Source organism: Aerococcus christensenii (assembly GCF_001543105.1).
In the GTDB taxonomy this organism is placed as follows: Bacteria; Bacillota; Bacilli; order Lactobacillales; family Aerococcaceae; genus Aerococcus; species Aerococcus christensenii.
This window is the reverse complement of the sequence record NZ_CP014159.1, coordinates 728,307-753,440: the sequence shown is the minus strand read 5'-3', so window position 1 is coordinate 753,440 and position 25,134 is coordinate 728,307. Positions and strand designations below refer to the sequence as shown.

The 25,134-nt window shown below is 38.1% G+C and carries 18 protein-coding genes, 2 tRNA genes and 1 riboswitch; of the genes, 10 read left to right on the top strand and 10 right to left on the bottom strand.

Translation table 11 applies throughout. The annotated features are described in order from the left end of the window. Window positions 1-38 precede the first annotated feature (38 nt). Together AWM71_RS03530 and AWM71_RS03525 are read left to right on the top strand one after the other, a co-directional pair. Window positions 39-887, top strand: coding sequence for a DeoR/GlpR family DNA-binding transcription regulator (locus AWM71_RS03530; protein WP_060776682.1), 849 nt, complete (start codon window positions 39-41; stop codon window positions 885-887). Between the two features lie 67 nt (window positions 888-954). Next, window positions 955-1,887, top strand: coding sequence for a sugar-binding transcriptional regulator (locus AWM71_RS03525; RefSeq protein WP_060776681.1), 933 nt, complete (start codon window positions 955-957; stop codon window positions 1,885-1,887). 80 nt (window positions 1,888-1,967) lie between these two features. On the opposite strand, the gene AWM71_RS03520 is transcribed toward AWM71_RS03525, so the two are convergent. The 4 genes from AWM71_RS03520 to AWM71_RS03505 form a co-directional block, all read right to left on the bottom strand. Continuing rightward, window positions 1,968-2,759, bottom strand: coding sequence for an inositol monophosphatase family protein (locus tag AWM71_RS03520; protein ID WP_060776680.1), 792 nt, complete (start codon window positions 2,757-2,759; stop codon window positions 1,968-1,970). Window positions 2,760-2,825: 66 nt separating this feature from the next. After that, complete coding sequence (locus AWM71_RS03515) at window positions 2,826-4,697, bottom strand: aryl-sulfate sulfotransferase (RefSeq protein WP_060776679.1); 1,872 nt, start codon at window positions 4,695-4,697, stop codon at window positions 2,826-2,828. Window positions 4,698-4,699: 2 nt separating this feature from the next. Further along, window positions 4,700-5,008, bottom strand: coding sequence for a thioredoxin family protein (locus AWM71_RS03510; RefSeq protein ID WP_060776678.1), 309 nt, complete (start codon window positions 5,006-5,008; stop codon window positions 4,700-4,702). A 29-nt stretch (window positions 5,009-5,037) separates the two neighbouring features. After that, on the bottom strand, window positions 5,038-5,985 hold the full coding sequence (locus AWM71_RS03505) for an NAD(P)/FAD-dependent oxidoreductase (RefSeq protein ID WP_060776677.1): 948 nt from the start codon (window positions 5,983-5,985) through the stop codon (window positions 5,038-5,040). 185 nt (window positions 5,986-6,170) lie between these two features. Here AWM71_RS03505 and AWM71_RS03500 point away from each other — a divergent pair, with 185 nt between their 5' ends. The 6 genes from AWM71_RS03500 to AWM71_RS03475 all read left to right on the top strand — a co-directional run bounded on the left by AWM71_RS03500 (window position 6,171) and on the right by AWM71_RS03475 (window position 13,339). Continuing rightward, the gene (locus AWM71_RS03500; protein ID WP_060776676.1) at window positions 6,171-7,076 is read left to right on the top strand and encodes a LysR family transcriptional regulator; all 906 of its coding nucleotides are present in this window, start codon (window positions 6,171-6,173) and stop codon (window positions 7,074-7,076) included. A gap of 149 nt (window positions 7,077-7,225) precedes the next feature. Then, on the top strand, window positions 7,226-8,113 hold the full coding sequence (locus tag AWM71_RS03495) for a hypothetical protein (RefSeq protein WP_060776675.1): 888 nt from the start codon (window positions 7,226-7,228) through the stop codon (window positions 8,111-8,113). 164 nt (window positions 8,114-8,277) lie between these two features. After that, window positions 8,278-10,917 carry a pyruvate, phosphate dikinase gene (gene ppdK, locus AWM71_RS03490; RefSeq protein ID WP_060776674.1) on the top strand — a complete coding sequence of 880 codons (2,640 nt, stop codon included), beginning with the start codon at window positions 8,278-8,280 and terminating at the stop codon, window positions 10,915-10,917. 54 nt (window positions 10,918-10,971) lie between these two features. Further along, entirely contained in the window at window positions 10,972-11,604 is a 633-nt protein-coding gene (locus tag AWM71_RS03485) for a CBS domain-containing protein (protein ID WP_060776673.1), read from the top strand. Next, window positions 11,601-12,440, top strand: a complete 840-nt coding sequence (locus tag AWM71_RS03480; protein WP_060776672.1) for a pyruvate, water dikinase regulatory protein — start codon at window positions 11,601-11,603, stop codon at window positions 12,438-12,440. The genes AWM71_RS03485 and AWM71_RS03480 overlap by 4 nt, the downstream gene beginning before the upstream one ends. Window positions 12,441-12,610: 170 nt before the next feature. Further along, on the top strand, window positions 12,611-13,339 hold the full coding sequence (locus AWM71_RS03475; RefSeq protein ID WP_060776671.1) for a hypothetical protein: 729 nt from the start codon (window positions 12,611-12,613) through the stop codon (window positions 13,337-13,339). A 235-nt stretch (window positions 13,340-13,574) separates the two neighbouring features. Here the strand turns inward: AWM71_RS03475 and AWM71_RS03470 are convergent, their stop codons facing one another. Continuing rightward, window positions 13,575-16,496, bottom strand: coding sequence for an insulinase family protein (locus tag AWM71_RS03470; RefSeq protein ID WP_060776670.1), 2,922 nt, complete (start codon window positions 16,494-16,496; stop codon window positions 13,575-13,577). 102 nt (window positions 16,497-16,598) lie between these two features. Between AWM71_RS03470 and pgeF the strand changes: the two genes are divergently transcribed. Together pgeF and AWM71_RS03460 are read left to right on the top strand one after the other, a co-directional pair. After that, the gene (gene pgeF / locus AWM71_RS03465; protein WP_060776669.1) at window positions 16,599-17,357 is read left to right on the top strand and encodes a peptidoglycan editing factor PgeF; all 759 of its coding nucleotides are present in this window, start codon (window positions 16,599-16,601) and stop codon (window positions 17,355-17,357) included. Window positions 17,358-17,685: 328 nt separating this feature from the next. Beyond that, window positions 17,686-18,873, top strand: a complete 1,188-nt coding sequence (locus AWM71_RS03460; RefSeq protein ID WP_060776668.1) for a cation:dicarboxylate symporter family transporter — start codon at window positions 17,686-17,688, stop codon at window positions 18,871-18,873. Window positions 18,874-19,109: 236 nt separating this feature from the next. Next, window positions 19,110-19,206: riboswitch (TPP riboswitch) on the bottom strand. A 48-nt stretch (window positions 19,207-19,254) separates the two neighbouring features. Here AWM71_RS03460 and carB read toward each other — a convergent pair. The 5 genes from carB to AWM71_RS03435 form a co-directional block, all read right to left on the bottom strand. After that, window positions 19,255-22,434: a carbamoyl-phosphate synthase large subunit gene (gene carB / locus AWM71_RS03455; protein WP_060776667.1), complete on the bottom strand. Its 3,180-nt coding sequence runs from the start codon at window positions 22,432-22,434 to the stop codon at window positions 19,255-19,257. Window positions 22,435-22,477: 43 nt separating this feature from the next. Next, window positions 22,478-23,551 carry a carbamoyl phosphate synthase small subunit gene (locus AWM71_RS03450; protein ID WP_060776666.1) on the bottom strand — a complete coding sequence of 358 codons (1,074 nt, stop codon included), beginning with the start codon at window positions 23,549-23,551 and terminating at the stop codon, window positions 22,478-22,480. A 346-nt stretch (window positions 23,552-23,897) separates the two neighbouring features. Then, complete coding sequence (gene apf, locus AWM71_RS03445; RefSeq protein WP_060776665.1) at window positions 23,898-24,551, bottom strand: aggregation-promoting factor; 654 nt, start codon at window positions 24,549-24,551, stop codon at window positions 23,898-23,900. Window positions 24,552-24,855: 304 nt separating this feature from the next. After that, window positions 24,856-24,927 (bottom strand) — tRNA-Gln (locus AWM71_RS03440). 8 nt (window positions 24,928-24,935) lie between these two features. Further along, a tRNA-Tyr gene (locus AWM71_RS03435) sits at window positions 24,936-25,016 on the bottom strand. Between the last annotated feature and the right edge of the window lie 118 nt (window positions 25,017-25,134).

Sequence of the window (25,134 nt, the reverse complement as noted above, 5' to 3'; positions counted from 1 at the left end):
AAAATTGTCTCATTTTTTGTTATCAGGAGAAATTACATATGAAAAATTCAGCCAAAAACATCTATCGGCGTCATGAATATATTGAAGCTCTTCTTCAAGAAGCAGATAAAAACAAATTATCCGTCACCGAGCTCGCTTCTCTTTGTGGCGTTTCTCTCATGACAATCCGTCGAGATCTATCTACCCTTGAAAATATGGGCATTGTTACTCGTTTTCACGGCTTTGCTTGTCTTAATCATCATTATAAATTCAAAGATAACTCCCCTATGAATTCCAATATTGAAAAAATTAAAATGTCAATTGGCCATATGGTAGCTAATTTCATTCACTCAGGAGATACTATCTTTATAAACACAAGTTCTACTGCGTTGTATACCTTAGATCATTTATCTAATAAATCAGTAGATATTATTACAAATAACCTTCGTATTCATGAACAAATTCACAAAAATTCTTTAAATCCTTCTTCTACAGTTCTTATAACAGGCGGTGAATTACGTTTACCTAAAGAAGCCTTAACCGGTTCCTTAGCTGAAGAAGCTGTTGGGAGAGTCATCAGTGATGTTGCGGTGATTGGTTGTTCAGGATTTAGTTTAAAAAACGGAATTACCACAAGTAACGCTAATGAATCCAAAATTAATCGAATCATGATTGAACAAACTCAAGGAAAAGTAATCGTTGTTGCGGACTATCGAAAAATTAATAACGACTCTTCTTTCTTTGTAGCAAATGCAGATTGCGTGGATATTCTAATAACGGACGAATTTTCAGATTGTGAAGCAATTAATGAAATGAAGAAAGCAGGTATGCAAGTTATTCAAGCTAATGTTGACTTTAATATTTCTAAAAAAGATACCCACTCTTCTCTTGTTCTAGATATCCACTAATTTTTATCACTAGAAGATTTGTCTGTTTTCAGCTATGATATTTTTATACTTGACATGAGGTGAAAGAATGAACAACCGTAAACAGCTCATCGAAGTGGCTCAGCTCTACTATTATCATCAAATGACGCAAAATGACATTGCTAAACAATGCGGAATTTCTCGTATCAAAGTTTCCAGAATGCTTCAACGCGCTCGTGATTTAGGAATTGTCTCCATTACGATTAACGATTCTCCCTCCTACGAACAACTAGAAAAGACATTAGAGGAATCTTTTGATTTACAAAAAGTCTTGATCTGCGATAATGTATCCAATGACGTTCGGGTTGATCTTGCTCAAAAAGCAGGTGGATATCTGAATTCTATTCTTCAACCAGGAGATATTGTTGCTGTGGGGTGGGGACGTACACTTGAAGAACTCTCTAAATATTGTTATGGCAATTTGGGAAAAGATACTATGTTTACTCCCCTTATAGGCGGGCATGGGGTGACAAATTTTAACGTGCACGCTAGTACGATTGCTAACCGTTTAGCAGAAAACTATATGGCTACTGCCTCTTCCTTGATGGCCCCAGCTTTTGCTCTCACCCAATCTGCTGCGAATATGTATCAAAATGACCCCACAATTAAACACACTCTCGGTCTGGCAAAAAAAGCTAATATTACCATTTTTAGCGTAGGAACTCCTACTGATGGCGATACAACAATCCAATCTACTGGCTACCTTTCGCCTAACGAAATTAATTTGATCCAATCCTCAAAAGCCGCTTGTGATATCGTTTCCATTATTTTCATCGATCCCATGGGCTATGAAATACTTCCTGAGCTCGCTCAACGCCGTATTTCTGTTTCTAGAGAAACTTTTGAAGGTATTGATAAAAAGATCTGTATCGCAGGTGGTAAAAAGAAACACCTCAGTATTTTTGCTGCTTTAAATGGTGGCTATTTTGATGAACTAGTCACTGACTTAGAAACTGCCCAATATCTCATTGCCCAAATATAAACGTAAAAGAAATCTCTATTTTTATTTCTGCTTCCAAAAGCCACTTTAAAAATAGAGATTTCTTTTACTATATCAACTTTTTAATCTTCAAACTTCTCTTTCACATAAGTTAAAAACTCTTCATGAATTTTAGGATAGGCCATAACCACATATTCTCTATCTAATAAGTTAAGCGATTCTCCTTTAAAATTAGTTACCTTAAATCCTAATAAATCAGCCATAATAACACTGACTGCATTATCCCAAGGAAAAAGATGATTCAAATAAAGCCCAGTTTGGCCTAAAGCAAATTGCCAAGCATCTAACCCTGCACATCCTGTTATTCTTAAACCTAAACTTTTTTTAGAGAATTCATACAAAGATAAAGCGTCATTCAAATCCAAAGCTTCTACACTCATTAAACTTTGTGCTAAACAGGTTTGTTTGCCTATAGGTTTTATAAAATGTCCATTCACAAAAACACCTTTTCCTTTAATAGCAATTAATAACTTTTTAGCACTAACCTCATAAATCATGCCCACTTGTCCCACTCCATTTTTAAAGTAGGACAACATCGTGACATAATTATCTGCCTGTTTAATATAATTCAGCGTGCCATCAATAGGATCCATAATCCACACAGAACCTTGTAAAGATTTTGCTTGTTCCCCCTGTTTTTCTTCTCCTAAAATTTTATGGGTAGGATAGACTTTTTTTATGGCCACCCGATAAAAATTTTCAATTTCTAAATCAATTGGTGTCACTAAATCCCTAAGTGAGGTTTTTTCTCGATAAGAAATTCCACTTTCCCTTGCTTTTTCTATACGCTGACCGGCTTGAATCACCCATGTTTTCATGTGCTCGATTAAATTTCTTTGCTCTGCATCCACCATCTACGCCTCTTTTCATAAAAAATAACTTAGGGAGACAAACTAAAGTTCTCCCTAAGTCATAAATGCTTACGCATGAATAGTAATTCCAGTTTGATACTTCTTATCATCTACGATAACAGATACCTTGTAAGTTCCTTCTAGACCTTCTTTAGAAACTGCTGTTCGAGTATCTCTATCATCTCCTGGTAAGAAAGTTCCCGTGCACATTGCTCCGCGTTTGCCCTTCGATGTTGAAATAAAGTAACGCCGTGTTTCCTTTTCCCCTTCTAGTACGAGAAGAACCATTTGCCCAGATTCAAATTTCGCATAGAAAGTAAACATATCCATTTCATCAACGATTCTTCCTTCACAACTCTTTGGTAAATCTTCTCCCGTTTCCTCACATGGGATATCTAAATCAATTTGTGACGTAATTCCAAGGCTGCCTTGAATGGTCCCTCGTCCCAAAGATAAATTATTGCCTGCTTTAGCATATAGTGGCATCTTCGTTGCTCGATAATAATTAGAGGCTACGCGTAATTCCAATTCTTTTTTGCCGTTAGCAACTTCAACTGTAATAGCTTCCATTTTGGCATTTGGATCATCCAAAGCTGCAAATGGTCCTAAATCTTCAGAAGGATTTCCTTCTCCATCATAAGCAATCCCACCCGAGTGAATCAAATAATGTCCTTCATTATAGTAGGTCGTATTACAAATGTAAGGAGAAAAGAATTCTGAACCACGTTCTTTTCCGTATTGCCAAATTTGCTCAATTTCCATTTTATCGGTATCAATGCGATATTTCACACCCCGACTATAAGAATCTTTAGCTGCTAAATAGTTTTCTTTCTTGGGACTTCCATAATGGTGGTTATCAAAGCACATTACATCTCCCAATGGGGTAATGGAAACCGCATGTTGTTCATACGGCCATTCGAATTTGTCCCCTTTTGGTTTGAAAATATAAGGATGATATTCTTCTGGCCATCCTTCTGGATCAGAAATAATCCAATTCAATTTTTCAGTATCAAAATCAATATTCACCATCGCATTGATATGGCGTCCAGATAATGTGATAGAGTGAGTATTTTCATCGTACCAAACCGCATTACAATGGAACCAATCTTCATCAGACCAAGACCCCGATTTAGAAGCGCCTGGACGGATGAAATTCCGATAATTAATGTGCCGTTTTTCATGACCGGTAACTCCATCAATCACAAGTAATTGATCTTCCACTGTCCCATTTTCAATGTCACAACTTAAAGCCAAGAAATCTCCGTTTGGTAAACGTACTTGATCATGATGATAGCCTCTCGGTACACGAACTTCTCGATAAATTTTACCTACTGGACTGAATTCATAAAGTCCAGATACAAAGTATGGCATCCGAATAACACGTTCCGATCCCATAATGAGATTTCCGTTCTTTTGACGTTTAATATCCCATGCCATAGGCACGGTTAAAGCCATTCGTACATCTCCAGCAGAATCCACTGCCATAGCTAAGTCAGAAATAGCTGGTCCCATCATTAACACATTATCTTGCATATAGGCTGGCGTGGTTTCCATCGATTCAACTAAAGAATCTTGTTTGACAGCTTCTGTCTGAATCGTAACGGTTACTTTTTCATCATACTTTTGCCAAGGATAAATTTCAATTTGATTTTCATAATCACTATACAAACCAATAATCGGTAGCACATGTTCCTTAGCACGACCAAAACTGTGATAAAAATCTTGTTCTTTCTTTTTTCCTTTAACCCGAACGGTAATGGCCGTTTCTTCTTCTGTTTCAAATAAGATCACAGCAGCTAAAGGATTAATAAGATAGGGATTCACTTTAATTAAAGGATCCTCCATCGTATAGTGTCCTTGGTGAAATTCTTCTAGCATTAATTCTTCAGATTTTGCTTGTTGTTCGATTAAATGTTGTTTATATTCATAAGTAACGGTCATGGTTATGCCTCCTCAATCATTTTAATGATGACAGGTTTTTGTTGTAAACCTGATTTCCGATTAACTTCTTTTCCATTTTTTAGCACAATTAAAGTCGGATATCCTTCTACTTGATATTCACAGACTAAACTTGCATTTTCTTCAAAAGGAATTTTAATGATTTTTACCTGATCTCCCATTGTTTTTTCAATATCTTGTAAAATAAAAGCTAACATTTTGCAAGGCCCACATGTTTTAGAATAGAAATCTAATAACACCACACCTTTTTTAATATCTGTATCAAATTCTTCTTGAACAAAATCTTTTAACATTTTTCTCTCTCCTTTTATTTTTTAGTAGCTTAATATTTACCTTGTGCACATAATTTCTTTAAATAATTACTTGCTTCTTGAGCAGCCGTTGCCCCATCTGATATAGCAGTAACAATTTGACGAAGGAATTTAGAATTACTGTCTCCTGCTCCATAAATTCCTGGCCATTTCGTTTCCATATGATCATTATGTTCGATGTAGCCATGTGATTCCGTAATGCCTAAATTTTGAACAAATTCAGTACTTGGAACGGCTCCTATATACTCAAATACCCCATCACACGGAATCAATTGTTCGTTTTCTCCCGTTTCTTTATCACAGAAACGAACGCCCGCCATACTTCCATCTTCTTTAATCTCAAAAGCTGTCACTTTTTTATAAGGATAAACTGTGACATTTTCTAAGGAGCGAAGGTAATCACAGGAAGTAGGGTCCGCCGTTAAATCAAAATCTGTAACTATTGTCAAAGAATTCACAATTCCTGCTAAATAAGTGCCTTCATCAACTGCTGAATTGCCCCCTCCAATGATCACTACATCTTTCCCTGCGTACTTAGCTCCATCACAAATGGCGCACCAAGAAATAGCAGTTCCCTTTAAGGCTTCTTCTCCTGAAATGGCTAATTCTCTCGGCCGTGTACCTGTGGCAATAATTACTGTTGGTGTTTCTACCAGACTGTCATCTTCTTTGAAATGAATCACCCGTTGAACTTCATCTTTGATTTCAATCTCTTTTACCGTTTTATAATCAAAATGAACACCCAAATCTTGACAGTGTGTAAACATTTGCATACAAAGCTCTGCCCCATTAATTTTAGGAAGACCTGGATAGTTATCAACTTCATTCGTATTAATCACTTGTCCACCTGGTGCTAATTTATCTACCATTAAAACAGACAGATTTGCTCTTACGCCATAAATAGCAGCTGTCATACCTGCTGGCCCTGCTCCAATTACTACTAAATCATATTGTCTCATTGCCAAATTCCTTTCCTCGTTGTCCCTAACTCACATTCTGTAAGGGATTTCTTTTAACATGTTCATCGTATCACAATAGATATAGATTGAACCCCCTTTGATTTGTTATACTTAAATTACAGATTGTTATTGTGGGCAATTTCTCAAGATCACTCGTGATTGACTCTATCAGAAAGGAAAATATCATGCTTATTGACTATCGCTACACCACATTTTTAGAAGTGGCTAAACAACTCAACTATACCAAAGCTGCACAACGGCTTAATTTATCCCAACCTGCTGTCACAAAACATATCAAATTTATTGAAGACGAACTGCAAGTCAAACTCTTCTATTATCACAATCGCATCTTAAAACTTACCGTTCAGGGACAAATTCTCTTAGACAGTTTACTTAAAATTAATCTCGAAAGCCAAAAATTAAAAGACGAACTTCATGCAGAATATACTCAAAAAATTGACTTAACGGTAGGGGCTTGTCAAGTCATCGGACACTACTATATCCCTAAACAAACCGGAATGATTAAAAAGCCAACTACCTACAATATCAATTTCTTCACAAGCAATACTTCCACGATTTTAAAATACTTAGAATCTGGGCAAATTGATCTGGCTTTAATCACTGCGCAATCTTACAACGCTTATGAGCATGAGGAAAATTTACGCGCGATTCCTTTTTCTGTCGATCAACTTGTTCTTGCTTGTTCCCCCAAGCATCCTTGCGCCAATCAAGAGGTTTCTTTCGAGATCTTAGAAAAAGAACGCTTTTTATGTCGAGAAACGGGATCTATGACGAAACAAATCATCGATAATTATTTTCAAACGCAAAAAATTGATTTTTATAAAAAAAGCCGTAATTTTCGCGTAATGAATGATATTGAAATCATTAAAAAAATTATTCGTCAAAATAAAGGCATTGGCTTTTTATATCAAGAAAGTATCAATGATGAACTGAATCATCATGAATTAGCTGAAATTCATTTAACGCACTTTAATCGTTCTCTTTATTACTATCTCATCTACTCTACTCACACTGTCCCTGAAAACCACGTAGAAGCTTTTCTTAATCTTCTCACTGTCAACCCCGCTTAACGCATTCTTTTTACAGGCGCACGAAATTTTCATTTATTATATTTTTGAATATTTAATTTCCAAAGCGTTATTGGGTGAATACACTTTTTCTTTCTATAATGTGAATAAAAGAACAAGTTACCACATAGTTATAGAAAGAAGGCCTATTCATGTCTTTATTAACCACAATCCTTATTCTTATTGGTAAAATAGCCAACCTCACCATGCCTATATTTATATTTTTAATGGTGTTTAACGCAGCTCTTATTGAAACGCCTCAATCCCTCTTGTTTACTGCTAAACAAAATTGGAAATACTTTGTTCGCATGATTATTGTCAATAATTGTTTCATTCCGGCTTTATTTTGGCTCATCCTCTCCGTGTTACCCATGAATCCTTCCTATAAGTTAGGTATTCTTCTCTATTTTTTCACAGCGGGAGGGCCCTTTGTTCTCAGTCTTATTGACTCTTCTCATCTTAAAACGAGTTTAGGGACATCTGGACTTATTATCCTATTAATGGCCACCATGCTTCTCTTTCCTTTTCAACTGACTTTCATCGCTAAGGGAGCAAGTATCACTTTACAGCAAATCTTTATCGTTCTTTTAAAAACTGCAATTATTCCTTTGATCGCCGGCTTACTGATGAAACAATTTTTATCTTTTTTAACCAGTACACTTTTTCCTTTTCTAAAAATAGCTCAAAAATGGACTACCAATATTGTCATCTATGGAATGATGGTTGCTTATCTTCCCACGATTTTCGAGATGGTCACAAATGGAGCACTTTTTGCCTTGCTATTAGGCTCTACTTTTATAGGTATTTCCTTTTTCATCGGCTACCTCTTTGAAATCAAAAACGCTGATGACACTGCAAAATTTACAGCGGCCTTTATGGCAGGGCAAAGAAATGCTGGCATTGCTTTAATTGTTGCAGCCTCTAATTTAAAAGATCCTGCTCTATTATCCCTGGTGATTATTATTAGTTCTATTGGGATGATTGAATTAAAATTATTTACGAAGTGGGTCACTCGTCAAATAAACTCTAACGCTTCATAAAAATGTTCATTTTCTTACAGAAAGCCTCAAACTCTCATTGTTTGAGGCTTTTTTGTCTCTATCTATTGCTTCATGTTCATTTTTTAAAAAATTTTCCTTGCAAAATAAATATGATGCATTATATACTTTATGTGCCGCACTATTATTTTTAAGGAGGATATTTCATGCAACCATTTATCTATGCATTCAGTGAAGGAAACGCCAAAATGTGTGAAACACTCGGTGGCAAAGGAGCCAATTTGGCAGAAATGACTCGCCTAGGCTTTCCAGTCCCTAAAGGTTTCACCATTACCACCCATGCCTGTTTAGATTATCTTTCTCACCTGGAAGAAACAGGAGAAGATCATCTCAAATCAGAATTAACAGAACAAATTGACAAAGCCATCACTCACTTAGAAGAGACCAGTCACAAAAAATTCTCAGATTCTAAAAATCTTTTATTAGTTTCTGTTCGTTCAGGTGCTCCCGAATCTATGCCTGGGATGATGGATACAATCCTAAACGCCGGACTTAACGATCAAAACGTTAATATTCTAGCTAAAATTACCCAAGATGAACGTTTTGCTTACGACTGCTATCGCCGTCTTCTCCAAATGTATGGAAATGTTGTCTATGAAATGGACAGCCAACTTTTTGAAGACATTTTAAAACAAGAGAAGACTCAAGCTCAGGTTAAATTTGATTATGAACTCGATCTACAAGCTCTTAAACGCATTGTTGAAGCCTTTAAAGAGCTTTACCTCAAAGAATTAGGTTTTCCTTTCCCTCAAGAAGTGAAAGTTCAACTCACCGATGCCATTAAAGCCGTCTTCAAATCCTGGAATAATCACCGTGCAAAAGTTTATCGTCGGATCAATCATATCTCTGATCAACTTGGCACTGCCGTTAACATTCAAGAAATGGTCTTTGGGAATAGTGGCACTACTTCAGGAACAGGAGTTCTCTTTACCCGCAATCCTGCAACTGGTGAAAACAAGTTATTTGGAGAATATCTCAAAAATGCACAAGGCGAAGATGTAGTCGCAGGAATTCGTACCCCTTCTGTGATTGAAGATTTAAAAACAGAAATGCCTGAAATCTATTCTCAAATCCATACTCTCGCCCATCAACTCGAGAGTTACTACCATAACATGCAAGATATTGAATTTACGATCGAAAAAGGAAAACTCTTTTTCCTCCAAACGCGTAACGGAAAACGAACAGCTAAAGCTGCCGTAAAAATCGCTGTAGATATGGTGCAAGAGGGCCTCATTTCTAAAGAAGAAGCTATTCTTCAAGTCGATCCCGAAATGCTTCATCAACTTCTTCACCCAACCTTTGCTCCTCAATCTCTCAGAGAAGCAACTCTTTTAAGCGCAGCAGGCCTAGCTGCAAGCCCTGGAGCAGCAAGCGGAGAAATTGTCTTTACTGCAGATCAAGCGAAAGCTTGGACAGAAGTAGGCAAAAAAGTAATCCTTGTTCGTAACGAAACCTCTCCTGAAGACATTGAAGGCATGCACGCAGCTGCCGCTATTTTGACTTGTCATGGAGGTATGACCTCTCACGCTGCTGTCGTAGCTCGTGGTATGGGTAAGTGCTGTGTCAGTGGTTGTTCAGACTTTAGCGTCAATGAAAAAGAGAAAACTCTCCTTACTCCACAAGGCATCCTGCACGAAGGGGATCTTATTTCTGTTGATGGCTCTACCGGACGGGTGTATCTCGGACAAGTAGCCACTACTCCTGCAATCGCTGATGAATCTTATCAAACCTTGATGACCTGGGCTAAAGAAACAAGTCGCCTCACAGTTCGAATGAATGCTGAAACTCCTACAGATATTCAAACAGGTTTCAAATTTGAAGCAAAAGGAATTGGATTAGTAAGAACAGAGCATATGTTCTTTAAACCAGAACGTCTTCGTGAAATTCGTCGGTTTATTCTCTCAGCCTCTGATGAAGAACGGCAACAAGCTTTGGATACCATTCGAGACTATCAAGCCGAAGATTTTGAACAAATTTTCAAACTTTGCCAAAATGCTCCAGCCGTTATTCGTTTATTAGATCCTCCTTTACACGAATTTCTTCCTCACTCCGATGAAGAAATTCAACAAGTTGCTACGGATCAAAACATTTCTACCAAAGAAGTCCGCACTCGTCTTCACCAATTACAAGAAGTTAACCCTATGTTAGGGCATAGGGGTTGCCGTTTAGCCATCACCTTCCCTAACCTTTACGATATGCAAGTCGAAGCTATTTTAAAAGGAGCTCTTGTAGTGAAAGAAAAGGGATTAACTCCACAAGTCGAAATCATGATTCCTTTAGTAGGACTCAAAGAAGAACTTCATCCTATCCGCACCCGCTTGGAACTTCTCATTCAAAACTTTTTAAAACAGCATCAAGTGACAATTCCTTATATTATTGGTACAATGATAGAGATTCCGAGAGCGTGCTTTATCAGCGATCAGCTCGCTAAGGAAGCTGATTTCTTCAGCTTTGGGACGAACGACTTAACTCAAATGACTTTTGGTTTTTCACGAGACGATGCTGGAAAATTTATCAACCAATACCTTGAACAAGGCGTGTTAAAACGTGATCCTTTCCAAACCTTAGATAAAGAAGGTGTCGGTCGTTTAATTCAGATTGCTTGTGAAAAAGCCCGCCCAGCTAATCCAAACCTTAAAATCGGTGTCTGTGGAGAACTAGGAGGAGATCCCGATTCTATCGCCTTCTTCGATGAAATCGGTCTAGACTACGTCTCCTGTTCCCCTTACCGTGTGCCTGTTGCACAATTAGCAGCTGCTCAATCGGCTATTCGTTTAGCCCAATAACCGATTTGCTGGGAATTGGATATGCCATAAACGAGTAAGAAGAGAAGGATATGTATGCATTTTACTGACAGACAAAAAGAAATCATTGCGATCGTCAAACAATATGAGCCTATTCCAGGAGATGCGATCGCCAAACACTTTGGCTTAACTAAGTCGACTTTAAGAAGTGACTTAGCTATTCTGACCATGACTGGAATCCTTGATGCCCGTCCAAAAGTTGGTTATTTTTATACAGGATTAGACTTTCAGCCTCTGCTAGCAGATCAATTTCGGTCAATGACAGTTTCTGATCTCATGGCTAGTCCTATCAATATCTCTGCAAAAACAACTGTCTATGAAGCGATTACCACTATGTTTCTCTACGACAACGGCTCTCTTTACGTGACAGAAGACGACAGTCAACGCTTACTGGGCCTTATCTCTCGCAAGGATCTTTTGCGAAGTGTGGCTACCCATGGTAATCCTAATGAAGTCGCCGTAGCTTTGATTATGACACGAATGCCTAATATTATTGTGGTCACCCCCCAAACCCCTTTACTAGAAGCGGGGCAATTATTAGTCGACCATCGTGTGGATTCTTTACCTGTTGTCAATAATTTAGAAGATCAGCAAGTACTCGGCAAATTAACCAAAACCCATCTTGTAGATTGCTTTGTACGTGCGCTAGTGAGTGAGGAGAATTTATGACTTTAGAAAAAGAACAACTGTTTTTCTTGATTTCTGATGCTGTTGGCGACACGGCTCGGCAAGTCACCCATGCGGCCCTTGCTCAATATACTGGCCGTTTAAAAGCAAAAATTCGCCGATTTCCGTTTGTCAACTCGACAAAAGAATTAGAACAAATTTTAAACGATGCTAAAAATGAAAATGCTATCGTTGCAGCTACTTTTGTCAATAAAGATTTAGATCAATTTGCAAAAGCGTATGCACAAAAGATCCACTTAGAATATGTGAACTATCTCAGTAAGATCCTTGAATCTATTACTCGAGTGACTGAGCTTGCTCCTCGAGGAGAAGCAGGAACTATTCGTCAAGTGAATGATCAGTACATGCATCGTATGTCTGCGGTGGAATTTGCGATTAAGTGTGACGATGGCAACAATACACAAAAAGGGCTCGTTCAAGCAGATATTGTTATCCTAGGGGTATCTCGTTCATCCAAAACTCCCCTCTCTCTCTACCTCGCTAATCGTGGATACTTAGTAGCTAATTATCCGTTGATTCCAGAAGTGCAACTTCCTGAAATTCTTTCCAACGTTCCTGCTCATAAAATTTTTGGCCTATTGGCTTCACCTGCATACATTCAAAATATACGTACCAACCGTTTGAAATATCTTGGTTTGACTCAAGAAGCTAAATATTGCCAATTAGAACGTATCCAACAAGAAATTCATTATGCTCAAGAACTTTATCATACCTTGAAAGCTCAAGTTATTGATATTGAATACAAGTCTATTGAAGAAACGGGCGCTGAAATTATTGAGTTTTTACAAGATCACGCAGATAATCTCTCTTTTAATTGATAAAATTCTCTGCTCATCTTCTCACTAAAAACTGAACAAAATACGCCCAAAAGGTTAAGTAAATTTTTGCTTGGCCTTTTTTGTTGTCTCCTGTAAAAAGTGGAAAGAGAGCTTTTCAATCCCTGTGATTTCCTTTACAATTAAAAAAGATAATAAAGTGAGGAATTATTATGAAGGCAATCTATTTACTCAGTTTCCCTCTTTTTTGTTTACTCTTTGGATGCCAACATGCCACACCAAATGCGGCTTTTATTGAAAAAATAGAAAAACAAAGTCAAAACATCCAGCAATTTGAAGAGAGATCATCACTGAATCAACAATTTACAAACGAAAAATGGAATCATAATCAGCAACACTGGCTCATTTGTTTCGATCAAGATAAAGGCCTCGAAGGCAAGCGGATAACAAGTAGCGAAGAACACCCTTCTACCCTTCTTCGGGTAAAAAGTCACCCTGACACCACTTTTTTTGCAGAAAATGACCAAAAGTGGCAAATTACTACCCATCCTCAGTCTCAAATTGAAGCAGTTTATCCCTTGACTTATCGGCAATTTATTGACTTGTTTAAGACTTTAGATTCTCAAGGACAATGGTTACACACTCCGACTGAGAGTACTTGGCAATTTCAAGGGAAAAATAAAAGTCTACACAGCCTACTCAATACACTAACAGAAAAAGATTATATCTCAGATGTCATTCATACCCTTCATTTCTCCTTTAATCGAAAAACAGGATACCTGACACATATTACATGGCAAGCTCAAGGAACGGAACGATTATCTAACCAGCCCTTAACTACTCACTTCGAACTTCAATTTTCGGGTATCAACCAACTCCACCTCCCCAATAGTTTTGCAAACCTAACACCAATAGAGCGACAAGAAGCCTCTACTCTTTAAAAGAAAGGGACATCTATGAAACCTTATACCCTAAGCCTATTTTTTGCCTTATTTGCTTGTTTAATAAGTGGGTACTCCCTCTATCGATTACACCACAATCCCCCCTTATCACATCAAAAATACCGACAATTAAAAATTCTTTTTTGGATATGCCTCCTTTTGGCTATTCTTTGTGCTCAATTGGCAAAATAAAAACGGTGAGAAAGACCTTTTCGGATCTACTCACCGTTTTTATTTAATATTTCTTTAAAGGACGAATTCTGTCAAACACTTGTCGATTCTTTTCTAGTTTATCTTGATTCCCATAAACCACAACCTGCGCCTCAGAAAGCATTCGATCAATCCTTTCCGCAATCATTTCAACCTGTTCAGGCGTTGTCGCTAATAATTCTTTCAATTCTCGATGACAGTCTTCAACAGTCACCCCTTTAAAGTAACGTTTCAACGTTATCTCATTCACATTTTTAGCTGCATAAGGGTATTGATAACGCGTAACTGCTCCTAAGATAAATTGATCGACCTCTTCTTGCGTCAAGTGAAGGTCTCTCACCGCATGGCCGACTCCCTTGTAAGCTTCTAAGGTTTGATTCAAATGCGAGTCTCGATAAGAATAAGCAAAAACTTCTCCTGTCGGAAGGAGAGATAAGCCTCCTCCATAAGCTCCTCCTTGAACACGAATTCGTTCATGGAGAATCTCATTAGAAATAATATTTCCAACAACTGGCAAATGCCCATTGAAACGTTCTCCTGGCTTCAGAAGGCGTCCCCCCTGGACAACATATTGAACTTGTGAATTAGATATAATTCCTTCATTTCCTCTAGAAGCCGTCTCAACTTCCATTGGACGATACACTTGCACTTGAGTCACTTGCCCTAAACCCTCTAAAAATTCTTCTACATCCGCAATAAGCTCTTCCTTACCTTCCTCATCTGAACACAAGGTCACTACGCACTGATTAGGCTGACAGAGCGTTTTGGAAAAGCTCTGCCATTGAGTCTTAAAGTCTTCATACTGCATCTCAAAATTCGCTAAGAATTCACACAAAGCATCGTAATAAGCCAATCCCGATAGCGAATTTCCGCACGCTTTAGCTTCGGAATATTGGCTAGCTAATTCTCCAATGGCCAACTGATGGCCCGATTGGTCGAACCGTTCTTCTAAGTCTGCTTTCACACGTTTAAGAATATTTCGAATGCGTTCTTTATCCTCAAAAAGCGTTTGTGTTAAAATCTCTCGAATGAGGGTTAAAGCTTGGGAGGTTTGAGAAGTCAATGTTGATAAATGAACCATAAACTGCAAAGTGTAGAGATTCGAATCTTTTTGATTAACAAAAACTTGTGGTACAAATCGAACCCCTTTCGCCACTTTGGCTAAATTCACTTCCAAATCCGAAAAATCACGTTGTTCTGTCGATAAACTCGCCAAAAGAATACTCCAATGTTTTAAAGCTGAAAGATCTTTCACTGATAAACTGGTTACAGGGAAGCTAAACGTCAAATAATGGATTCCTCCACACGTTTCTGGATGAAAAAATCCTGTTTGTCCTGAAGAGAAAGAAATTTCTTCATATGTAGGATTTACCACCCACTCAGAGATGTCGGATTTTTTTAACTGGGGCAATTTTTGAAGATCTTCCGTTCGATCTGGCCTTTGTTGATACCGTAATCGTCCCTTATTTTCTTCCAATAATTGTTCTAATTCTAAGGACGTCATTGCCTCTTTTTCCTGAGCTAATTGTTGAGCAAGTTTGTAGTCTAAGTTTTTGTGATAGTCCTGTTTGGGTTCATGAACAAGGACTAATCGACTCTTAAAGTGAACTAATCGATCCAAAATCACTTGTTCAATCCTATCACCTTCTAAGTACTGCTTTAAATTTTCAATCTGCCGATTATACTGTAGACACTTCAACGGATCTTTTTGATACCTCCAAGCAGACATTAATTGAATAAAAGTAGTAACCCCGCGTTCTGCTCCGCCCATTTCTCTTAAAGAAAATTCCATTTGTTGAAGGCAAGCTTTCAATAAATCGCGATCTAATCCTTCATGAGCTACTCGCTTTAAAGTCTCCTCAATTACTGCTATAATATCATCTGCTCGTCGACTGTCTACCTTTTCCAATAATAGCGAAAAATCTTGATAATAAGTTTCAGATGCATAAATCGAGACTTCTTGACAATAACCACCGTCCACCAAAGCTTGATGAAGAGGTGAAGATTCTCCCTCTACTAAAGCAGTCATTAACCATTGATAGAGATAAATTTCTTCTAAAGAATCCCCCTTCGCAAAAGGAATATGATAACTTAAATAAGAATCTTTTTCAGTCGTCATGGCTTCGTCTCCATCAAAGAAAAGTATTTGTCTTCGATCTCCTTCAGGAACAGGAGGACAATTTAGCCGAATAGGTGTCCCTTCATCTTGAAAGTGGCTGAAAAAATCTTGATCGATTTGACTTAAGGCTTTATCTATATCAATCTTGCCATATAAAACTGTTATGGCGTTATTAGGCCGATAATGCTTCCGGTGAAAAGCCAAAAAATCTTCATAAGTTAACTGTGACATTGCATAAGGATATCCTCCAGACTCATAAGCCACAGTAGACCCTTGGTGAAAAGTCTCATCGATTTGCTGCATCACTTCACGATCAGGAGAGGAGTACACCCCTCGCATTTCATTATAAACAATCCCATTTAAAGTGATGTCCTCTTCTGGGGCATATAGTTCTCTATGATAACCTTCTTGTTGGAAAACATATTTCTCTTGATACATCTTCGGAAAGAAAACAGCATCCAGATAAATATCCATTAAATGATGAAAATCTTCCTCATTCATCGACGCTACAGGAAAAAGAGTCATATCTTGATACGTCATTGCATTTAAAAACGTATTCATAGATTGCTTAACCATTCCCATAAAAGGATCTTTGAGCGGATACTTTCTGGAACCCGATAAGACAGCGTGTTCCACAATATGGGCTACACCTGTCGAATCCGTAGGCGGCGTTAAAAATCCAATGCCAAACGCCCGATTTTCATCTTCATTTTTCAACCAAATGACTCTTCCCCCTGATTTGTCATGATGATATTCCAAAACCTCCATATCCTGTTCAGGAATTTTTAAAGATCTCACTTGTTGAAATCCTGCTATTTTTTGCTGCATACCTTCTACTCCTTTATAAGATGTTACAATGATTATAACAAACTTTACCTCCAAGCTTAAAGAAGGTCCTTTTCTTTAAGCTTTTGAAAGGAAGACTCATCAATGATTCATTACTATCACAATACCGACACTTTGAAAATGGGCATAACTTTACGAGATCTAACTCTCCCCGATCAAGGGAATATGGGAATTGTTGCTCCCCAAACCCGAACAGACGTTTTAAAAAACCGCCACATTTTTTTGAAAGCTCTTAATCTGACTCCCTCTCATTATGTTCAAGCCCATCAAACACATTCCAAACACTGCGTTCAAGTCACCCAAGCAGACGGGGGAAGGGGATTCTTTGATCCTTCAACCGCCTTCGATCAAACGGATGCTTTATACACCCTAGAACCCGACCTCCTTTTAGCTATTTTCACAGCAGATTGCGTGCCCCTTTTATTCTATGATGAAGAGAGTCCCCTCATCGGTGCGATTCATTCAGGCTGGCGAGGGACCGTTCAAAATATCACACAAGCTACTTTTTCTACTATTTTTGACAGACATCCTCATCTCAAACCCGATACCTTTCACGTCCAACTAGGGCCTTCCCTCTCCCCACTTCATTTCGAAGTAGACAAAGATGTTTATGAACAGTTTAAAGGGTTAAATGAGGCCTCAGATTGCATCAGCTATGATTCTGCCCGCAAGAAATGGCATATCGATAATCGTCGAGTGGTCAAAAACCAATGCCTAAAAGCAGGCATCTTAGAAGAAAATATTCGGCTCTATCCTTTAGATACTTATGAAAGCCCCTATGGTTTTTCTTATCGTGAAAATCATACTCCCCGCCGACATCTTCATTTCATTTGGAGAAAATAATTTACACCCTAAGTAGGTTTACAAAATTTCCTCTTGTTTCTTATCCTCAAATATGTTTAAATAGTTCTAAACTCAATACAGTCCATAAATGAGCCATGTTCATAAGAAAAGATGCACAGAGAGAATCCGGTTGCTGAAAGGATTACATCATCCTCTCATGAATTCTTCTCATTGGATTTGCACTGTAATGGTGCAACGTTACTATTCACGTTACAGAAAGAAAGGTTTAGCCTATTTTTGGGTTAAACAAAAATTGGTGGAACCACGATACGTCGTCCGATGACTTTTTGAAGTCATCGGATTTTTTTATTTTAAAGGAGTGAACACTATGTTCAAAAAAGATTGGGGATTAATCCCTCGTTTGTTTGTAGCTATTCTTTTAGGCGCCTTAGTTGGTAAATTTTCTTTTTTACCTTCCTTTGTTCTAAGAATCCCCGTCACTTTTTCTAATATTTTTAGTCAATTATTGGCCTTTATCATTCCAATGATGATCATTGCCTTTGTGGTGGACGGTTTATCGAAACTCTCCGCTCATTCCGGCAAAATGTTGGGCGTTCTTGTAGGGATTTCCTATACTTCCTTAGTGACAGCAGCTATTATTGCCTATACTGTAGGCTCTTTCTTATTCCCTTATTTTACAGGACATATTCAGCTTCAAGATATCGAAAAGACAGCCTCTCTTCAATCTTTACTAGCTATTAAAATTACACCTTTCGTTGGAGTGACTGAAGCTATTCTTTTTTCTTTTGTCGTAGGAATTTCTCTAGCTGTTTTAAATCGAAAACAAGCCGCTTCTTATCTAGCTCACGTTTTTTCTGATTTTGAAAAGGTGATTCATCTCGTCCTTAAAAAATTTGTGATTCCTCTCTTGCCTTTCTACATTTTTGGAAATTTTGTTAATCTCTCTTATTCCGGTGGACTTAGCCGCATATTTAAAATTTTCGGAGCTGTTTGGTTAACGATTTTAGTGCTTCATTTTACCTATTTGGCTTGGTTAATTTTTCTCGGTTCGCGTTTTTCTAAACAGCCTTTCCTATCCGTTATGAAAAAAAGCCTTCCCGCTTATTTAACGGCCTTTGGCTCACAATCTTCAGCAGTATCTATTCCAATCAATATCACCTGCGCTCAAGAGAACGGAATTTCTAAATCTGTATCTGAATTCATGTTTCCGATCACAGGATCTATGCATATGCCAGGATCTGTTCTAACCATCACTTCCTATCTCACCGCTATTTTAATGATTAACGGCATGGACCATTCTTTATCTGTAATGATTCCCTTTATTTTAACCTTTGCCTTAGCTATGACAGCAGCACCAGGTGTTCCAGGAGGCGCAGTCATGACCGCCCTTCCTTATCTTGGCTTAGTAGGTATAGATCCATCAGGCACGATGGCTTCCCTACTCATCACTCTCTATCTTTTACAAGATTCTTTTGGGACTTCCATTAACGTTACGAGTGACCAAGGGATTGCTCCATTACTGGATGTCTATTACCAACATAATTCCTCACTTTAAATACAAAAGCCGTCCCCTATTAGGGAACGGCTTTTTTTAATTCTTTCAATCGCCCAATTAAAAACCATTCAGACATCTCATTAACCTGAGGTCTGAATGGTTTATTTTTTATAATGATGATGCTAAAATCTGTCGATCCAAGTACGTACAAACTACAAGAAGTGCCTTAGTCATCACTTGTTTTTGCGTATAAGGAAGGACACAGCTATTTAAGGAACGTGTACAGATATTATTGCTATGGTCTTTCCTCACATCCCTACGCAAGTTTTAACTTTATCAGGTTCAAAGAGTCCAGGTTTCCCTATCTCAGCTAAAGCACCTCTTGTGAGCATACATCTATTATAACTAAAATTTCTTGTGATCACAAGACCCGTTTATTTTTTATAAAGCTTCAGTTACAAAACTTTGACTTTCTAAAACACGCAGCATGGCATCACAAGTATCTAATGCGGTAAAGAGAGGGATATTGTGTTCAATAGCTGCTTGGCGAATCATTCGACCATCTTGATCCTGCATCCGCTTAGCTCCTACTGTATTAATAACCGCTTGGACTTTCCCCTTATGGATGTAAGAAGGAATATCATTAGCATTATTTTCTCCAATTTTGTCTACTATTTGAGATTTAACGCCGTTTTCAGAGAAGAATTTTGCTGTCCCTTCCGTCGCCACAATTCCATATCCAATCGTTTGGAAACGTTTAGCGAGAGCTAAGGCTTCTGTTTTAGTTTCATCTGCGATCGTAAAGACCACATTTCCAAATTCTGGTAAATGCATATGAGCAGCTTCAAAAGCTTTATACAAAGCCTTTTCCAAAGTCTTGTCTGATCCCATTACTTCCCCAGTGGATTTCATTTCTGGTCCTAAGAGGGAATCTACTTGTGCTAACTTCATAAAGGAGAAAACAGGGGCTTTAATATGGACCCGATCAGCCACCGGATAAAGCCCATTCTGATAGCCAAGATCTTTCAATTTTTCTCCTAAGATAACCTTCGTAGCAATTTGAGCCATTGGAATATCTGTCACTTTAGATAAGAAAGGTACCGTCCGACTCGCCCGCGGATTGACTTCAATCACATAGACTTGTTCATCTTTAACTACAAATTGAATGTTCATCATTCCTAAACAGTTTAACCCTTTAGCTAAACGTTGGGTATAATCTACAATCGTATCTTGAACCTTTTGAGAAAGTCTTTGTGGAGGGTAGACAGCCATAGAGTCACCAGAGTGTACCCCAGCGCGTTCAATATGTTCCATAATTCCCGGAATCAGGACGTCTTTGCCATCACATATCGCATCTACTTCACATTCTTGCCCAAGAATATAGGAATCTACAAGAACCGGATGATCTGGACTGGCCTTAACAGCTGTTCGCATATAGTTTCTCAAATCCGCTTCATTATCCACAATTTCCATGGCTCGTCCACCAATCACATAGGAAGGACGTACCAATACTGGAAAGCCAATACGATGAGCGGATTGAATAGCACCTTCTTCATCCGTTGCGGTTTGCCCTTCAGGTTGAACAATATTAAGTTGCTTCAACGTTTGTTCAAATAGATCTCTATCTTCTGCTCGGTCTAAATCTTCTAATTGTGTCCCCAAAATACGAACCCCTGCTTGAGCGAGAGATTCTGCTAAATTAATAGCCGTTTGTCCTCCAAATTGAACGATTACTCCAATAGGACGTTCTAATTCAATGACATTCATCACATCTTCAAAGGTTAACGGTTCAAAATACAGTTTATCAGAGACAGAGAAGTCAGTAGAAACCGTTTCTGGATTTGAATTCATAATAATCGCTTCATAGCCCGCTGCTTGAATAGCTTTAACAGAATGAACGGTCGCATAGTCAAATTCTACTCCTTGTCCAATCCGGATTGGACCAGAACCTAGGACTAAAACAGAAGGTTTTTGAGACACCACAGACTCATTCTCTATCCCATAAGTGGAATAGAAGTAAGGCGTACTGGATTCAAATTCTGCTGCACACGTATCCACCATCTTATAGATAGGCGCTATGTGGTGTTTTTGGCGAATATCTCGAACTTCTTTTTCAGACATTTTCCATAGTTGAGCAATTTCCTTATCTGAAAATCCTCTCACTTTAGCTTCATGAAGGAGAGAGTCATCTAATACATGCTCTTCTAATTCTTTTTCTAGATGAACAATATTTCCTAATTTTTCTAAGAAGAAGGAATCGATTTGAGTTAATTCTGCTAATTTGTCGATAGACATACCTCTTCTTAAGGCTTCTCCTAAATAGAATAGACGATCATCTTGTGGATGTTTTAATTGTTCTTCTAACTCTTCTTGACTAACTTCTTCTGTATAATCTTTTTCAAGATGACAAGCTCCTACTTCTAAAGATCGACAAGCTTTTAATAAGCTTTCTTCAATATTTCGACCAATAGCCATAACTTCCCCGGTGGCTTTCATTTGTGTGCCTAAATGACGGTCCCCTTGAGCAAATTTATCAAACGGGAAGCGTGGAATCTTAGCCACCACATAATCCAAGGCAGGTTCAAACATCGCGTAAGAGGTTCCGGTAACTGGATTAATGACTTCATCCAAAGTGAGACCGACAGCAATCTTAGCCGCTAATTTTGCAATAGGGTAACCTGTAGCTTTAGAAGCAAGCGCTGAAGACCGTGAAACCCGTGGATTCACTTCAATGACGTAGTAGTTAAAGGAGTTTGGATCGAGAGCTAATTGAACATTACAGCCCCCTTCAATCTTCAAAGCACGTATAATTTGAAGACTTGCATCACGTAACAATTGATTTTCTTGATCAGATAGGGTTTGCGTTGGTGCAAACACAATAGAATCCCCTGTATGAATTCCCACTGGATCAAAATTTTCCATATTACATACAACCAAGGCGTTATCCGCTGAATCACGCATCACTTCATATTCGATTTCTTTATAGCCTGCAATCGAACGTTCAAGCAAACATTCTGTCACTGGGGAGAGCTTCAACCCATTAGAGGCAATTTCTCGAAGTTGATCCTCATTGTTACATAGGCCGCCTCCTGTACCACCTAGAGTAAAGGCTGGACGAACAATCAACGGATAGCCGATTTCTTTTGCGAAATCTAACGCTTCTTCTACTGTATGAATCGTTGTAGAATCTGGAATAGGTTGTCCCAATTCTTTCATCAAATTCTTAAATAATTCGCGGTCCTCTGCTTGATTAATGGCAGATAATTTAGTCCCTAATAATTCAACATTTAATTCCTCTAAAACTCCGGAACGTGAAAGTTCCATCGCCATATTTAATCCAGTTTGTCCACCTAAAGTTGGTAACAAAGCATCTGGCCGTTCTTTATGGAGAATACGGGTAACAAATTCTTGCGTAATAGGTTCAATATAAACTTGATCCGCAATTTCTTTATCCGTCATAATTGTAGCAGGGTTGGAATTCACCAAAATCACTTCATAGCCTTCTTCTTTTAAGGCAAGGCAGGCTTGTGTCCCTGCATAATCAAACTCTGCAGCCTGTCCAATCACAATTGGACCAGACCCAATCACCATAATTTTTTTAATATCTTTACGTTTCGGCATTTCTTTCCTCCTATTTTCTAACTCACAGATTAGATTTAAACAGTTATTTTTTTGCTTTTTCCATTAATTCAATAAAGTCGTCAAATAAATGGTTGGCATCATGTGGTCCAGGTGCAGCATCCGGATGGAATTGAACAGAAAAGGCAGGAAGCCATTTATGGCGAACTCCTTCGATGGTATGATCATTAATTTCTTCATGTGTAATTTCCAAACATTCAGGAAAATCTTCTCGACTAACTGCATACCCATGGTTTTGACTAGTAAAATCAATGGTATCCTTTGTAAATGAACGCACCGCATGATTAAATCCACGATGTCCAAAATTCATCTTGTATGTTTTGGCACCATTCGCCTTGCAAAATAGCTGATGACCCATACAAATTCCAAAAACAGGGAATTTTTCTTGAACTCTTCGAATCATATCGAGTGCACTTGGAACATCTTCCGGATTTCCTGGTCCATTAGAAAGCATGACGCCATCTGGTGCTAAGTCAATAATTTCTTGAGCGGTTGTGTCATAAGGAACTACTGTGACGTGGCAATTTCTAGCTGCTAATTCTCTCAAAATGGAATGTTTCAAACCAAAGTCAACCAACACCACTCGAAGACCAGATCCCGGTGCAGAATAGGCCGTCTTTGTCGATACTTGACGAACTCCATCTTTGGCTAAATCTATTTCTTGTGACTGCTTTGGAAAAGTTTTTACTACTTCTGGATCACTGGTTATAACAGCTTTTAGCGTACCATATTGACGAATCATTTTTGTTAAAGCCCGCGTATCAATTTCCGAAATTCCTGGAATTCCCTTAGCTCTTAGGAATTCATCAATTGTTAATTGACACCGCCAATTATTCGGACGTTTAGCCCATTCATAGACCACTACCCCTTTGCAAGTTGGATGAATGGATTCATAATCGTCACGATTGACCCCATAATTCCCGATAAGTGGATAAGTAAAAGTTAAAATTTGCCCATTATAGGATTGATCAGTAATGGATTCTTGATAGCCACTCATCCCTGTATTAAATACTAATTCACCAATCACCTCTCCACCTGCTCCGAAGGCCTGCCCTTCAAAAACTCGGCCATTTTCTAATACTAACCAACGCTTGTCCATTTTCATCTCTCCTTTGCACTCACCGTCGCGATTTTAGGAACATTTATTCCACAAAAAAAATCTCCTACACAAGGAGACTTTAGGACATAATCAATCGGATAGTCTAAAAACAGACCACCAGCTATTATTCACGTGACTCCTTGCCTGCCTCACGGGACAGTTTTAAAGGATTTATTTTAGACACTATACCATACAAAAGAAAACTTAGCTAGAGAAAATTTCTTTTTCTTATAAAATAACGCTAATTTATGACACTGCTTTCTAGAAATTGTTAAAATTTTTACGTAAAAAAGAAAAAGCACAAGGGAAATTCCTTGTACTTTTCAATGCATTATTTAATAAGCGATTAATACCAACCATTAGAGTTCCAGAAAGCAAGAGCGCCTTCCCAAGAACCATATCGACTTGTTACGTATTGATCTGCCACACGTTCTTGGTTAGCTGGAGAATAATCTCCTCCTAAATAACTTGCAGAAAGTTGGTAACGACCAATATACTGACCATTACGTGCATCATAAGAACCACCAGATTCACGTTGAGCAATAATTTCTTTAGCACTTGAAGATTGAACAGGTGCACTTGCTTGAGATGAAACTGTTGCTTGAGCTTGATAAGTACGTGTAGAAGCTTGATTTACAGTATAGGTTTGTACAGTACGTCCTTCTTGAGCGACTTTAACTTCTTCCACTTTACCTTCTTTATTCACTTTAAAGGTTAATTCAGTTCCTGGGAAAATAAGATCTACATTTTCAATTTTATTGATCTTAGCAAGATCTTCCATTTTTACATCAGCTGCTTCTGAAATAGCATTTAAAGTATCACCAGATTTAATAACGTAGAACTTCTCGTCATTTTCTTTGGTTTCAAAATCAGCTTTAATTTCTTCCACTGTACGAGCTTTCCACTCTTGGGCATGAGCTTGTGAGCTTTCACCTACTGTTAATAAAGTAAATGTAGATAAGACAACAGTTGTTCCAATTAATATCTTTTTTAAATTCATCGATATAAAAATCCTCTCTTTTTTAGTTGGCTAATTTCTTTCATCTTTTAATGAATAGATCTTTATAGCCTTTGTTTAGATCTGTTTCTTATTCGACAGGACCTTTCCCTGTCAACAGAAACTATCATAGCATGACCAAAACACAAAAAGAAGAGTATGGAGCCACTTGTTAATCGGCTTTAATTGCTTTGTCACCTTATCCTTGTTATTGAAACAGGTCTGTTGCATTGTAATATGTATGTAATAAAATTCTCTCTAAAATCGTTGGAAAATAAAAAAACCAAGCTTCACGCTTGGTTTAATACTGGGGTAGCTGGATTCGAACCAACGCATAACAGAGTCAAAGTCTGTTGCCTTACCGCTTGGCGATACCCCAACGAAAAATGGAGGGAAGAGGATTCGAACCTCTGAACCCGAAGGAACGGATTTACAGTCCGCTGCGTTTGGCCGCTTCGCTATCCCTCCAAATCAACACTTGATTATTATACACGATACGGTCTATTAAAATCAAGTCTTTTTTTATTTTTCCTTTCATGGCTTAAGTTTCTTTTAAAGTGCTCCAAATTCTCCATTTCCCTTGTTG

Coding starts and splice junctions, on each gene's coding strand:
- pgeF (WP_060776669.1), top strand. CDS start 16,599: ATGATTCATTACTATCACAATACCGACACTTTGAAAATGGGCATAACT.
- AWM71_RS03470 (WP_060776670.1), bottom strand. CDS start 16,496: ATGCAGCAAAAAATAGCAGGATTTCAACAAGTGAGATCTTTAAAAATT.
- AWM71_RS03450 (WP_060776666.1), bottom strand. CDS start 23,551: ATGGACAAGCGTTGGTTAGTATTAGAAAATGGCCGAGTTTTTGAAGGG.
- apf (WP_060776665.1), bottom strand. CDS start 24,551: ATGAATTTAAAAAAGATATTAATTGGAACAACTGTTGTCTTATCTACA.
- AWM71_RS03525 (WP_060776681.1), top strand. CDS start 955: ATGAACAACCGTAAACAGCTCATCGAAGTGGCTCAGCTCTACTATTAT.
- AWM71_RS03515 (WP_060776679.1), bottom strand. CDS start 4,697: ATGACCGTTACTTATGAATATAAACAACATTTAATCGAACAACAAGCA.
- AWM71_RS03530 (WP_060776682.1), top strand. CDS start 39: ATGAAAAATTCAGCCAAAAACATCTATCGGCGTCATGAATATATTGAA.
- AWM71_RS03480 (WP_060776672.1), top strand. CDS start 11,601: ATGACTTTAGAAAAAGAACAACTGTTTTTCTTGATTTCTGATGCTGTT.
- AWM71_RS03460 (WP_060776668.1), top strand. CDS start 17,686: ATGTTCAAAAAAGATTGGGGATTAATCCCTCGTTTGTTTGTAGCTATT.
- AWM71_RS03505 (WP_060776677.1), bottom strand. CDS start 5,985: ATGAGACAATATGATTTAGTAGTAATTGGAGCAGGGCCAGCAGGTATG.
- AWM71_RS03520 (WP_060776680.1), bottom strand. CDS start 2,759: ATGGTGGATGCAGAGCAAAGAAATTTAATCGAGCACATGAAAACATGG.
- AWM71_RS03510 (WP_060776678.1), bottom strand. CDS start 5,008: ATGTTAAAAGATTTTGTTCAAGAAGAATTTGATACAGATATTAAAAAA.
- carB (WP_060776667.1), bottom strand. CDS start 22,434: ATGCCGAAACGTAAAGATATTAAAAAAATTATGGTGATTGGGTCTGGT.
- AWM71_RS03500 (WP_060776676.1), top strand. CDS start 6,171: ATGCTTATTGACTATCGCTACACCACATTTTTAGAAGTGGCTAAACAA.
- AWM71_RS03495 (WP_060776675.1), top strand. CDS start 7,226: ATGTCTTTATTAACCACAATCCTTATTCTTATTGGTAAAATAGCCAAC.
- ppdK (WP_060776674.1), top strand. CDS start 8,278: ATGCAACCATTTATCTATGCATTCAGTGAAGGAAACGCCAAAATGTGT.
- AWM71_RS03485 (WP_060776673.1), top strand. CDS start 10,972: ATGCATTTTACTGACAGACAAAAAGAAATCATTGCGATCGTCAAACAA.
- AWM71_RS03475 (WP_060776671.1), top strand. CDS start 12,611: ATGAAGGCAATCTATTTACTCAGTTTCCCTCTTTTTTGTTTACTCTTT.